Source organism: Candidatus Poribacteria bacterium (assembly GCA_021295715.1).
Taxonomy (GTDB): Bacteria; Poribacteria; WGA-4E; order WGA-4E; family WGA-3G; genus WGA-3G.
In genome coordinates, this window is record JAGWBV010000035.1 from 17,980 (window position 1) to 31,470 (window position 13,491).

The window sequence follows — 13,491 nt, forward strand, 5'->3', positions numbered from 1 at the left end:
GGAAGGGTGGAAGGATAGGGGCTCTCTCTTCCATCCTTCCCTTCTTCCATTTCCCTTTCTCCTATTCCAGTCTCTTTCTGATGCCTGACTTCTATTCCTCGGTGTGGGGCTCCCCTGTCATTAACAATCCGAGTGTCTCAATGTCGTTGCGTTGCGCTGTCGCCTCGATTAACTTGCCCCTCGACATGACATAGAGTCGATCACTCAACAATAACACCTCATCTAACTCTGTTGAAATTAACAGGACAGATTTTTTTCCGTGGCGTTGTGCCAACAAATTCTCATGTACATAGTGAGCGGCGTTGACATCTAAACCGCGTGTGGGGTTCACAGCAATAAGGAGGTCGGGGTGAAGCGAGATTTCTCGGGCGAGGACGATTTTTTGTTGATTGCCCCCGGAGAGTGAAGACGCAGGAATATCAGCGATAGGTGGCCGGATGTCGTAGTCAGCAATGAGATGTTCTGCGGTCTCCCGTTTCTGCTTTTGGTTAAGTATATTCCACTGCGCTATGTTTTGTAGGTGGGTCACGTTCAACAAGAGATTTTCCGTAACCGAAAATGCTGCGATGACCCCGGTTGTCTGTCTATCTTCAGGGATATAGCCAACCCCGCGCTGTCGCACTGCCTTGATCCCTTTTGGATTGGCACCCAAAATGCCTATTGTCCCAGAAGCACTGGGTCGTAATCCCATGATGACCTCGGCAAGTTCACGCTGTCCATTTCCATCCACGCCTGCGATTCCAACGATTTCACCGCGACGGGTCTCCATAGAGACATCTGACACTGCGACCTCGTTTCGACTGCCGAGAACTGTCAGGTTTGAGAGTTGTAGGACGTTCTCTGGAGGATCCTCTTCGAGGTGTGGACGCGTTGAGCGTTCAACGTCGCTGATATCTTCTCCAATCATCTCCCTTGCGAGTTCGCGGGCAGTCAGTTCCCCTGTTGGACCGAGATAAACTTTCTTGCCACGCCTCAAAACGGTAATTCTATCGCTGATGCTCAAGACCTCTTTCATTTTGTGGCTAATGAAGATAATCGCGCGACCGTCGGCTTGGAGTTTGCGCAGAATCGTGAAGAAACCCTCTACCTCCTGTGGACTCAGAACAGCGGTGGGTTCATCAAGGATCAGAATCCGGGCATCAACGGCGAGTGCCTTCAGAATCTCTACACGTTGTTTTAAGCCGACTGAGAGCGTCCGAACCAGTGCCGTTGGATCAACGGCAAGTCCAAACTGTTCCGAGAGTTCTTCAGTAATACGTATCGCGTCCTCTTTCTTAAAGCGGAATTTCCCCAACCCCCGGCTGGCGATGTTTCCTAACCTCGCTGAATCACCGTTTGCAGACGCACTTCCGCGTGGTCCCGAGCGCAATTGCCCAAGAGCCAAGGCTATATTCTCGGCGACCGTTAGATTTTCGACCAGCATAAAGTGCTGATGCACCATGCCGATACCGTTCGCAATCGCATCACGTGGTGACTTTGCACGTAACCTACGCCGCCAGTTTTCGCGATCGGTAACATAGATGCGTCCCGACGACGGTTGGTAAAGTCCATAGATGAGATTCATGAGCGTGGATTTTCCCGCGCCATTCTCTCCTAAAATCGCGTGGATTTCACCGGCTTGCAACTCAAAATCAACACTGTCAACAGCGACAAAATCGCCGAAGGTTTTCGTAACGTTCCGAAGTTCAAGAATATTTTCTGTCATAGTTGTCTGAATCAGGATTTACGGGATTATAGGATTTTCAGGATGAAAAGGCAGCCTCCTCCATAAATGGGGTACCGCTATTGTATCCACTGTGAGGCTCTTGGCGATGTCAATTCTCCATCGTAAGCGATGACCCGAAGTGAAACTGTCCAACGCTCACCCGCCGGTGTTGATACGGAACCTGTCCACGTTGGATTATAGAGCGCCATTCCATAATCCCGAATAAACCACGGACCCCGAATGCCTTCATTAAGGATGCTCATAAACACACCAAACTCCCCATGTCCGGGCAATACATTCTGATAGGCAACGAAATCGGATTCGCCTTCGTGAACGACCTCGACACCCCCTTTGCGTCCGTTGTCACCGAACACGATACCACCCATGACAGGCAACAGCCTCGGTTCAACGCGGATCCCGATGCTTCCGAACTTCGTCTGCGGATAGGTCGCAGCACCGTAAGACGCAATTTTTTCGCTCGTCATATCGCAGACGGTGGCATCAGCAAGTGCGAAAAGATTGACAGTGCGAATTTCGTCAATTAAGGGTTCTTCGTTTTCGTCTCGCCAGATAACGTTTTGAACGAACTGCACGCCATCGGCATGTGGAGTAATGTCAATCTCTTTCTGCGTATCCATCCGCCCCAATTTTTCAAAGACTTTGTCTGTAAAAGAGCGGCGCGGTGGAGATGCCCAAAAACCGGCCTCTCTGGTGCCGACCTGCACCGGTCCCTGTCCAACAAAAATACCGTTATGGAACGGATGATCGAAGGCGAACTCCTGAACAACGGTATGTCCTGCTGGCGTATAGAACGGGAACACGAAGGGTCGATAAAAATTTGCACCGACACCGCCTAAACAACGACCTGTGTCACTTTGGACAACTAAATGGGTTTTTGCATTTATTTTGACTTCAAAATTGTTTTTCATATTCTCCATTTATGTTTAACGTGAACTATATCTATGGGGTAGGCACAAGCCTACCGCTACCCCGAAACCGGAAGAGAGATTTCATCATCCCACTGCCAGATGCCGCCGTTCGCGGGCCATCTCGCAAACTGACTCGGTTCCTTGTAAACAAATCCGTGTTGCGCGGATAATTGTGGTCAACGCGTCACGCAGCCGAACCTCCTTGTTGTCCTTCCGTGCCAAATATTCTAAAAAGTATATGTAATTTGCGCAAGTGTGTCAACAGAAAATCTGTAGAAGTCAGTGTCTATCGCGACCAAAAGCTCGCTCCTACAAAAGAACTGAATGCCTCGCGGACAACGTTATTAACGCTTTACTTTTTTCGCGTAAACATGCTATACTTTATCAAACATCTCTGTAAAGAAGGAGAAATTTTGAAGTGATACAAATATCATATAAGTTACGGAATAACGTTGCAATCCATACATTGCTTCTGGGTATTTTCATCAGCGGACTCATGCTGATCGGGAGCATGAACCTTGAGGCAAAAGAACACGAAAAGTTTAAGGTTGCCATGCTACTTCCCGGTTCAATCAGCGATGCGGGGTGGAACGCTTTAGCGTATGAAGGTCTGAAAGCCATTGAAAAACAACTCGGGGCGGAGATCAGCCACGCTGAGACCCGAACCCCGACAGATCAAGAAGAACAATTCCGCTCTTATGCCCTCGACGGTTACAACATGGTCTTCGGACACGGATACGAGTTTCAAGACCCCGCTAAAGCGGTCGCACCTGATTTTCCAGAGACGATTTTCATTACCTCTTCAGGTGGTACCATCACTGACAATATCTCACCCGTCAACTTCCGTGTTGAACAGGCAGCCTACCTGTTAGGGATGATCGCAGGAGAGATGACCCAAACGAATAAACTCGGTGTGATGGGTGGGCAGAACATCCCATCTGTCAACAGCACATTTATGGCGTTTGAAGGTGGCGCGAAAAGTGTGAATCCTGAAATAGAGGTATCTTGGGTATACGTTGGGAACTGGGAAGACATCGGTAAAGGGAAGGAACTCGCGCTGGCACAGATTAATGAAGGCGTTGACTTCATTTTTCCGAACGCAGATGCCGCGGGACTTGGTGCCTATGAGGCGGCTGAGATTTTTAATAAATCTGAAACTGCCGAAAAAGAGGGAAGAATGGTATACACCTTCGGCGCGAACCGTGACAAGAGTGATATATCTCCAACTGTGATTGCAAATGCAGTGATTACGCCGAACGCGTTCGTGAAGATCGCCAAGATCATTAAGGAAGACAAGTTTAAGCCCCAAATCTATACGTTCAACATGCTAACGGATGAGGCAATCACCCTTACCTATAACCCCGCATTGAAAGATAAAGTGCCGATGGCGGTGCAAAAAGCCGTTGAAGATGCGAAAGCCAAAATCCTTGCTGGCGAGTTGAAGGTGCCACAAATCGACTTCAGTGAAGAGGAATAGATTATCTTGATCAACACAGGGAGATCCTCTACATGAAGCAAAAGGTTTCTTGGATATTGGCAGGTAGGTTTGTAAACGCCACCCTAATCCTATGTCTGCTATCAATCGAATTCATGTTAGGTTGTGAGAGACTTCAGGATAGCAGCAAAATTATCCACACGCCAGAAACGGAAATATTCAAGATCGGTATGCTTCTACCTGGTTCCATTAGCGATCAAGGATGGAACGCCTTGGCAGGTGCAGCAAAAAGTTGAAGAGGCGAGACTGCAAATCCTTGCAGGTACATTGGAAGTCCCACAAATTGATTTCACCGCAATATCTGAAGAATAGGCTCAGCGAGATATGGAAATCTGTGTTTGGAGGATGCATCATGACGCACACAATGGAAATTGACGGTGTGGAAGTTACCTTTTCAGAGGGTGAAACGATCCTTGAGATTGCTAACAGAAGCGCGCAGCACCTTATGAAAACCCAGCGGGGTGACATGTCTGTAGCGGAGCAACGCCATCACAAAGAAATTCCAACGCTCTGCTACGACCCCAGGCTTGAGCCTTTTGGTGGGTGTCGCCTGTGTATCGTTGAATTAGAAGGCGCGCGAAATCCGGTGGCATCTTGTACAACGGAAGCCACACCCGGAATGGTCGTCCGGACAGCTACAGATACAATAGAAGCGTATCGGAAGACGCTCCTCGAAATGGTTGTCAGTGAAAATCGTGAAGTCGAGGTGTCTCCATTGCGCGGTTACGCGTCTGGTGAACTCACAGACCTCCGGGACAGATACGGAATAGACGACACACGTATAACAGGAGCAACATCCGGGACGAGCAAAACCGATGAAAATCCCTTCATTCTCAGAGATTATGAACTCTGCATCTCCTGTTATCGGTGTGTCCGCGTCTGTGCTGAACAAGAAGGCGATCATGCCATCAACGTTATGAATCGTGGTTTCCATACACAGATTACGACTGAATTTGACGGGCTTCTCAAGGATTCTGCCTGCACCTTCTGTGGACAGTGTATCCAGACCTGTCCGACTGGGGCACTCGGCGACAAAAAAGCACTCCGGGCAACCGACGAGGTAACCGATGCTTCGCTTGAGAAAACACGCACAATCTGTCCCTATTGCGGGGTGGGTTGTTCTGTCGATGTGCTGACGAAAAACGAAAAAATTGTCGGTATCCATCCCGCAATGGATGGTCCTGCCAATGAAGGTGCGCTCTGTGTTAAAGGTCAGTTTGCTTACGACTTCGTCCAGCATTCCGACCGATTGAAGACCCCACTCATTCGCGGAGACGATGGGGAACTCCACGAAGCCACATGGGAAGAGGCACTTGACAGAGCCGCTGAAGGATACAGAAAAGTCCACGCCGAACACGGTAGGCATAGCATCTACGGCATCGCCTCTGGGCGCGCGCCGAGTGAAGCGGCATATCTCATGCAGAAATTTATCCGTGCTGGGTTCGGAACGAATTACATCGACAACTGTAGCCGTGCCTGACACGCACCGACCGTTGCCGGTCTGGCAGCGACAATCGGACGTGGCGCGATGTCGAATCCGCTCGTGGATATGCAGAAACCGGATGTCATTTTCTGTATCGGCACGAATATGACGGAGTGCCATCCTGTCGCGGCAACCGGACTGAAAAAGGCTGTCGCCCGCGGTGCCAAACTCATCGTCGCCGATCCGAGACGCATCGGATTAGCGGAGATGTCGGATCTCTTCTTGCCGCTCCGTGTCGGTTCCGACACCGCATTGCTTCTCGGAATGGCACACGTGATTGCACGGGAAGGCTTGATCGACGAAACGTTCATCAAAGGGCGCACGACAGGGTTTGATGACTTCTTTGAGCATATCAGTCAATGGACCCCAGAATGGGCAGAAGAGATCACTGAGGTACCAGCGAAGGATATTGAGACAGCAGCAATGTGGTATGGCACAGCGAACAGAGGTGCTATCTACTACACGTTAGGGATTACGGAACACATCTGTGGCGTTGAGAACGTGCAGAGTCTCTGTAACCTTGCACTGATGACGGGGAATATCGGGCGCGAGGGAACGGGTATCAACCCGATGCGTGGGCAGAACAACATACAAGGCGCAGGGGATAGCGGTGCGTTGCCAAACAACTACCCCGGTTTCCAAGCCGTTACGGATCCAGAGTATCAGGCGAAATTCAGATCGGCATATGGTAGAGAGGTTGACTTGGAGAAAGGTATCACCAAAGTCACCGCTTTAGAACTCTGCAGCGACAGTATCCACGCGATGCTGATTGACGGCGAAAACACGTTGCTATCGGATCCGGATCGGGAGCATTGTGAACACGCGCTTCGTTCATTGGATCATCTCGTTGTTATTGACATTTTCCTTACCGAAACGGCGGAACTCGCTGATGTCGTGCTGCCAGCAACAGCATGGGGTGAAACGGACGGGGTCTGCACGAACACGGAGCGTCGCGTCCAACGGCTGCGCGCTGCTGTCCCACCACCGGGTGTAGCGAAACCGGATTGGTGGATTATTTCTCAAATCGCGCAACGTCTCGGTTTAAAAGGCTTCGATTATGACACCCCAGAACCGATCTTCAACGAACTCTGCGAACTTTCACCGATTTATGCCGGATTGGATTGGGAACGCATCGACAAAGGTGCAACGGACATTGTAAACAATCAATGGCCCGTGCCCCACAAAGAACATCCAGGGACACCGAGATTACATGAAGAAACCTTCACCAACGGACGCGGTATCTTTTCCAACGTGCATTACCGAGATCCCGCTGAGACGATTAGCGATGATTTCCCCGTATGGCTCACAACAGGGAGACGCTTGCAATCGTATCACACGCGCACACAGACCGGTAGAGCGGAGGGAATTGATTACCTGTTATCAGAAGAATCGCTGGAAGTGAATCCTACTGACATCGAGAAGTGGGACCTGACGGACGGAGAATGGTGTAAAATGAGCAGTGCGCGTGGAAGTATCACTATCAAAGTGAAAGCGACGAACCGTTCGCCACGCGGCACAGTCTTCGCGAGTTTCAGCTTCGCAGATGTCCCTGTCAACCTGTTGACCGGTTCCGGTTACGATCCGATTACGCACACCGCTGAATTGAAGGTATGTCCAGTCCGGTTGGAACCGCTTTAAGATTTTGGGCACACAAGAAGCATAGGAGGCTCTCTATGAAAACGCAAAAGTACATTTATTGGCAAGATGAAACAGTTTTTATCGGATATTTGGAGGCGTATCCCGATTATTGGACGCAAGGAGATACCTTTGAAGCCTTAGAGGAAAACCTTCTGGATCTTTACAAGGAACTCACGAGTGGGGCTATTCCGTGTGTTCGAAAGGTTGCCGAGTTGCAGATTGCATGAAAAGACGAGACTTGATTCGTGAGTTAAAAAAGATAGGGTGTGTCCTTATTCGTCATGGTGCGAAGCATGATTGGTATCAGAATCCGAACACTCGCGTTTCTCAGCCGGTACCGCGCCACAGAGAAATTAAAGATGTGTTAGCAAAACACATTCTTAAAATGCTTAGGGATTAAAGGAGATTTTGTATGACTTGGAAATCACGTTGGTCAGAACAGCACCCAGATGCTGATGCCTTAAAACAACAGTTAAAATCTGAAGGCTTCGATGCCTATGAGTGGACGGGTCGTCCGGGGGGTGCTTATCTCGATTATATCCATACGCAAGATGAAGTCGTCTGCGTGTTATCTGGCACGGCTGATGTGAAAGTTGCCGATGAACACGGAACCGTTGAATCCGGCGACCGGATGGATGTTCCCGCGAACACCTATCATTCAATCACTGTCACAGGCGAAGATCCATTAGTGGTCTTGACAGGAATGCGAAGAAATTAAGACTTTTTAATAGGGCTTACGCACCGTCCTTTACTTATCCGCATCACAAGTAAACTCTTCCGACCCAACTCAGGACCGTAGTCCGTAATGAAATGGAGGACGGATAGGAGGAAGACATGCTGGGCATGAAACCTGCTTCATTACTCCGCAAGGTAAAATAAAAAATGAATATTACTGTAAAAACCGGTGGGTTTGCCCAAGAGCAGACCGATGTCATTGCCCTCGGAATCTTGGAAAACCCAGATTTCTATAGCGCACCTCTCCAAAACATAGAACAAGCTCTGGGTGGACGCATTCGTGAAGTGATGAATCTTGGCGATTTTACAGGTAAACACAACACGACCAACTGGCTCTATACAAACGGCGCAATCACGGCACCCCGCCTGCTTTTGGTGGGTTTGGGTGAATATCACGATCTCACTGTTGAGAAAGTGCGCGAGGCTGCAGGTAACGCCGCGCGAGCGATCCGCGATATGGGTTTAAGTAGTGCCGCAATTCCGATTCCTATTGAAGCCACTCCCGAAATGATTCAAGCCGCCACGGAGGCATGTCTTCTCGCACTCTATCAGTTCAACGAACACAAAACCGATACCGACGATGACAATAAAAAAAAGAAACTTGAATCTATTACGTTTTTAGTTGAAAACGAACAAATTAAGGCAACGATAGAAGACGCTGTAGAGCGAGGGGAAACGATAGCCAACGGCACGCTCCTCGCTCGCGATCTCAGCAACCAACCCGCAAACTATCTCACACCGACACAACTCGCTGAAAAGGCACAAACAGTGGCAGACACAGCTGGACTCAATTGCGAAATTTTTGGCAAAGCGACCCTTGAGGAGAAAGGTTTCCGCACACTCCTCGCTGTTGCGCAGGGAAGTGTTGAAGAACCGCGTTTTATTATTCTGGAATATACACCAGACGGCGAAGGGCAAGACACCGTCGTGCTTGCTGGAAAAGGGATTACCTTTGACACAGGTGGGATATCGCTCAAAGGTGGAAGCGGTATGCATGAGATGAAGCACGATATGTCGGGGGCTGCAGCTGTGATTGGTGCGATGCAGGCGATCGGTCATCTGAAACCAAACGTGCGCGTCATCGGTGTAATCGCGGCGACTGAGAATATGCCGAGTGGAACCGCTGTTAAACCGGGCGATGTCGTCACCGCTTACGGCGGTAAAACAATTGAGATCCTCAACACCGACGCTGAGGGGCGGTTGGTGTTGCTCAGTATAATCCGAAAGGCGTTATCGACTTAGCCACACTCACCGGTGCCGTCATTACCTGTTTAGGGCATATTGCAGCAGGTGCGATGGGCACAGATCAGGAACTCATGTCGAAAGTGAAGTCAGCAGCCGTGAAGACACACGAACGGGTCTGGGAATTACCACTTTGGGATGATTACGATGAAGGGGTTAAAAGCAAGATCGCGGACGTGCAGAATATCGGGGACGGCACTGCTGGCACGATTGCTGGGGGCGCGTTCTTGAAGAAATTCGCGGAAGGCTATCCGTGGGTTCACCTCGATATCGCTGGCACGGCTTGGGGGATGAAGGGATCCTCATATATCCCTGAAGGCGCGTCCGGCTACGGCGTGCGACTGCTGGTGCAATTGGTTGAGGATTGGTAGTTGCCGAGATAAATCAACCTTGGAAGCAATCTGAGTGAAACCCAACACTGCATAGTTTAGGCATCGGATCGTAGATTGTTGGGTTTCACTACATGCTCAAGTCAAACCACGCTATTTAAGATATTCGTCATACCAACTTAGAATCCGTTCCCAATAATCGGCGAGTTTTTCGTTTGACCAAAAGTCAGGGGCGTGATCTGCCTCCTTATACTTCAACAAGACAACCTCCTTCTCAAGCCTCGCAAGCCCCATAAACATTTCCTTCGCCTGTTCAAAGGGTATGAAATCTTGATCTCCGTGAATCAGAAGTAATGGTGTTTCAACTTTATCCAGATGAAAGACTGGCGAACCATCAATGTAGCGTTGTGGAAATTCCCATAAAGGTCCACCCATCCCAGCCTGTCCAGCCTCGTACCAACCGGTACCAAGACCATTATCCCCATTAAGGTACCCACTGATTAAGTTGCCCTTAGATGCAATAGCGACTGCCGCCTTGAATCGCGTTGTCTGTGTGATAAGGACATTCACGGTATATCCACCGAAACTGTGACCGATAACACCCAACCTTTCAGCATCTACCTTTTTTGTCGCAATTGCTGCATCAATTCCTGGAAGAATTACCTCTGAGAATTGCTTGTATGGCTCGATCTCCTGTACAGGAAAATCGGGTAAGAAAACCGCATAACCTCGTGAAACAAACATACCTGTATGGAAATACCCTACACTATTGGCAAAACTAAACTGGTTGACGTAGTGCGAGGGCATACTTCCTGCATAGACGTTCACAATCATTGGTGCTGGATTTTCCGCCGATGCCTTAGATGGTAGCACGAGAATCCCTTTAATGGTTTGACTGTCTTTAAGCGTCCACTCAATCAATTCACTCCTACCAAAGTCAATAGTTTGTAAATGCGGATTAACGTCTGTAATTTGCCGTGGGGATTCAAAAGCAACGTCGCTCATCCAGATATTCTGTGGTTCTCGGTTACTTTCGACAACGTATATAAATTCTCCAGTTTCCTCAGCTACATCTTGAAAAAAGCGACCTGCATGAACAAGTCGATGCTTGTGTTCCTCCCGTAAAAGTGTAACAGTGTTATTCCTGAGACTCAGACCATAAAAACTGTGACAGCTCTGTTTGTGGTCATAAACTTTTAGCGTGATAGCGTTGTTAACCGTCCAAGCTGCATACCCTTCGCTGGGATAGAATATGTCATGAACAGAAAACTCATAGTTTTCCGTTAAGTTTTGTATCGTGCCACCGTTCAGCGGGACTTTCCAGATTTCCCCACGCGCGATGCAAAGAAGTGCCTCGCTTTCTCCTATCCAGAGAGGTGGTTTATACTCTTGTCCAAGGTCAACATCAAGACTTTCCGTGAGATTACGAACGATACCTGTTTCCACATTAACAACGAACGCGTCCCCTGATGCCAGATCGCCTTCTGTTGTGTACGCAATGTATCTTGAATCTGGTGACCAACTAACAGTGATGCCATATCCCATTTGAATTTTCCGCACAAAGGGTTCAATTCTCGTGGATGAAGTCTCGTTTAACTCCTTTGACATCGGTAAAACGTAGAGAGCAAATACCGGTTGTTGAGCAGTCGGTGTTTCAGAGCCTAAGTAAACTATAACGGCTACGTGTTCCCCGTCAGGAGCTATATCGAAACTTCTAACCATATACTCATTCATCAACGAATATGTTTTCCCTGTTTTAGTATCAGCAATAGTTAAGTCTATGTCTTGTTTCCCGAATGGGTTTGTCATACGGGTCTGGTCTTCTTCAAGGGTCTCATTTTCTTGTTCTTGAAGTCGTTTTTTGGGCCAGTCCCAAATTTCGACAAAGGATGGTTCCTGCGGAGTTTTATGCGAAAATTTAGGCACGTTTGATTCGTCATCTATCAAGGAAATTGATTTGAAAAGCACATAACGTCCATCCGGGGTCCATTTCGGCACCTCAAAGCCAAAAAACGTCCGAACGGTTGTAGATGAGAACTCTTGCATATCATCAGATTCTCTATTCCAGATAAATAGATGGGGTTTACCCATCCGATCTGAAAAAAAGGCGAGACGTGTTCCATCGAGAGACCACCTCGGTGCCCAACTTGAGCCCCAATCCGGGGTGAGGTTCCGATGCTCACCTGTTTGCGTATTCGTCACCCAAATCGTTGCGTAACCCACTTCAAGCGTCACCACTCCAGTTTTGGAATATATTGAGTCTCCACCGCCTCCTTCATACTGTTCACGGTTTTGCGTCGTGTAAGCAACCCAGTTTCCATCGGAGGTAATGTCAATAGGAACTCTATCAGTGATCTTGTTGAATTTAAATAAATCTTCAAGTTTTAAAGGATTCATTTCTTCTCCGGCGCCAATGGCTGTTGTTGCCATAACGAGTAAATAAAAGAGTAAACCAGAGCAAACGTTAACGATGTTTTTATAATTCATCATATTTCCCCAACCACACTATACTTCGGTGGAATAGTATAATTAAAGCATTTGGTGTTAAACCTACTCATAACAAAGTTGACTTTTCAAGACACAAGCAAATAACCTTACAATTATTAATGACGTGATTCAACAGCAAAAACGTGCATAAATTATAAAATACTTCTAATCTTAAGCAATAAATTGGATGAGTAGGGTTTCGGAATCATTCTTAACCTGCAAAAAAAAAAAGCGAAAGAGGCTTCAACAACCCCTTTCGCCGAATTGTATCTGGAAAGATTATCCTTCCGAACGGATCTGAATTAACTTATTAACAGCGTGGATGTAAGCCCGTGCGCTCGCTTCGATGATGTCTGTACTGGCACCGTGCCCTGTGATAATGTTTCCGTTGTCTTGGACCTTCAGCGAAACTTCACCAATCGCATCTTCACCTTCGGTCACGGAACGGATCTGGTAGTCGATAAGGTTTAGCTGAATGTCGACAATTTGGCTAATCGCCTTAAACGCCGCATCCACGGGTCCATCCCCAGTTGAGGCTCTCTCAACCACACCATCTTCCGTCCGAACACCGACCGTTGTTGTGGGTGAGATTCTCGTTCCACTGACGACTTGGATGTAATCAAGTTCAAAGACAGCAGTCGCTTCAAGATCGGCATCCTGCACTGCTTTCTTCTTATCAGCGACCCGCAGGAATCTTTCATACACTTTGTCCAACTGCTCCGCGTCCACTTCGTAGCCGAGTTCGCTGAGGCGGTGTCTGAGGGCATTGCGTCCGGAACGCGGACTGAGAACCAGTTGACTCTCTTTCCATCCAATCTCCTTCGGATCAATGATTTCAAAGGTCACGCGCGATTTGATGATACCGTCCTGATGGATACCCGAACTGTGTGCGAATGCGTTCGCACCGACAATCGCTTTGTTCGGTTGAACAGCAATGCCCATTGTCCGACTCACACGCCGACTGATTGGAACGATTTCTTTCGCGTTAATGTCGGTGTAATACGCTTTGAAGTAGTCACGTCGGGTTCGGATCGCCATGACGACCTCTTCCAGCGAAGTATTACCCGCACGTTCTCCGAGTCCGTTGATTGCTGCTATAAGGCTGTTCGCTACCGCTAAACCGAGGTCGTTATGACAGTGGACACTAATAATGGCATCGTTAACATTCGGGACATTCTCCATGATACCTTTAATCAAGTCCCCAAATTCCGTTGGTACAGTCCAGCCGACGGTTTCCGGGATATTGACGACGGTTGCCCCCGCAGCGATCGTTGCTTCAACGACTTCATAAAGGAACGCTAATTCCGTCCGGCCCGCGTCCATTGGTGAAAATTCGACATTCGCATCCGGGTGTCCTTCGCACAAACTCTTTGCATAGGAGACTGCATCGGTTGCCATCCGAAGTGTATCTTCGGGGGTCGTCCGTGTAATCCGTCCCATGTGAATCG

Annotated in this window: 13 protein-coding genes; 9 read left to right on the plus strand and 4 right to left on the minus strand. The window is 48.5% G+C overall.

The features are described 5' to 3' along the window. Positions 1 to 91 precede the first annotated feature (91 nt). On the minus strand, positions 92 to 1,705 hold the full coding sequence (locus tag J4G07_10465) for an ABC transporter ATP-binding protein (protein MCE2414420.1): 1,614 nt from the start codon (positions 1,703 to 1,705) through the stop codon (positions 92 to 94). Positions 1,706 to 1,782: 77 nt separating this feature from the next. After that, positions 1,783 to 2,634 (minus strand): PmoA family protein, encoded by an 852-nt coding sequence (locus tag J4G07_10470; GenBank protein MCE2414421.1) that lies wholly within the window; start codon positions 2,632 to 2,634, stop codon positions 1,783 to 1,785. 418 nt (positions 2,635 to 3,052) lie between these two features. Here J4G07_10470 and J4G07_10475 point away from each other — a divergent pair, with 418 nt between their 5' ends. The 9 genes from J4G07_10475 to J4G07_10515 all read left to right on the plus strand — a co-directional run bounded on the left by J4G07_10475 (position 3,053) and on the right by J4G07_10515 (position 9,598). Beyond that, a complete protein-coding gene (locus J4G07_10475; protein MCE2414422.1) occupies positions 3,053 to 4,111 on the plus strand; it encodes a BMP family protein in 1,059 nt (352 codons plus the stop codon). Positions 4,112 to 4,143: 32 nt separating this feature from the next. After that, on the plus strand, positions 4,144 to 4,365 hold the full coding sequence (locus J4G07_10480) for a hypothetical protein (protein MCE2414423.1): 222 nt from the start codon (positions 4,144 to 4,146) through the stop codon (positions 4,363 to 4,365). 116 nt (positions 4,366 to 4,481) lie between these two features. After that, positions 4,482 to 5,609 (plus strand): (2Fe-2S)-binding protein, encoded by a 1,128-nt coding sequence (locus J4G07_10485; GenBank protein MCE2414424.1) that lies wholly within the window; start codon positions 4,482 to 4,484, stop codon positions 5,607 to 5,609. A gap of 48 nt (positions 5,610 to 5,657) precedes the next feature. Then, positions 5,658 to 7,250: a molybdopterin-dependent oxidoreductase gene (locus J4G07_10490; GenBank protein MCE2414425.1), complete on the plus strand. Its 1,593-nt coding sequence runs from the start codon at positions 5,658 to 5,660 to the stop codon at positions 7,248 to 7,250. Positions 7,251 to 7,285: 35 nt separating this feature from the next. Beyond that, complete coding sequence (locus J4G07_10495; protein MCE2414426.1) at positions 7,286 to 7,477, plus strand: type II toxin-antitoxin system HicB family antitoxin; 192 nt, start codon at positions 7,286 to 7,288, stop codon at positions 7,475 to 7,477. Further along, positions 7,474 to 7,650, plus strand: coding sequence for a type II toxin-antitoxin system HicA family toxin (locus J4G07_10500; protein MCE2414427.1), 177 nt, complete (start codon positions 7,474 to 7,476; stop codon positions 7,648 to 7,650). Before J4G07_10495 ends, J4G07_10500 begins: the two co-directional genes overlap by 4 nt. 12 nt (positions 7,651 to 7,662) lie before the next feature. Next, positions 7,663 to 7,968, plus strand: a complete 306-nt coding sequence (locus J4G07_10505) for a cupin domain-containing protein (GenBank protein ID MCE2414428.1) — start codon at positions 7,663 to 7,665, stop codon at positions 7,966 to 7,968. Positions 7,969 to 8,132: 164 nt separating this feature from the next. After that, the gene (locus J4G07_10510) at positions 8,133 to 9,227 is read left to right on the plus strand and encodes a hypothetical protein (protein ID MCE2414429.1); all 1,095 of its coding nucleotides are present in this window, start codon (positions 8,133 to 8,135) and stop codon (positions 9,225 to 9,227) included. Further along, positions 9,218 to 9,598 (plus strand): hypothetical protein, encoded by a 381-nt coding sequence (locus J4G07_10515; protein MCE2414430.1) that lies wholly within the window; start codon positions 9,218 to 9,220, stop codon positions 9,596 to 9,598. Before J4G07_10510 ends, J4G07_10515 begins: the two co-directional genes overlap by 10 nt. A 111-nt stretch (positions 9,599 to 9,709) precedes the next feature. On the opposite strand, the gene J4G07_10520 is transcribed toward J4G07_10515, so the two are convergent. Further along, positions 9,710 to 11,953 (minus strand): S9 family peptidase, encoded by a 2,244-nt coding sequence (locus J4G07_10520; GenBank protein MCE2414431.1) that lies wholly within the window; start codon positions 11,951 to 11,953, stop codon positions 9,710 to 9,712. Between the two features lie 369 nt (positions 11,954 to 12,322). Next, complete coding sequence (locus tag J4G07_10525) at positions 12,323 to 13,483, minus strand: 2-isopropylmalate synthase (protein ID MCE2414432.1); 1,161 nt, start codon at positions 13,481 to 13,483, stop codon at positions 12,323 to 12,325. Between the last annotated feature and the right edge of the window lie 8 nt (positions 13,484 to 13,491).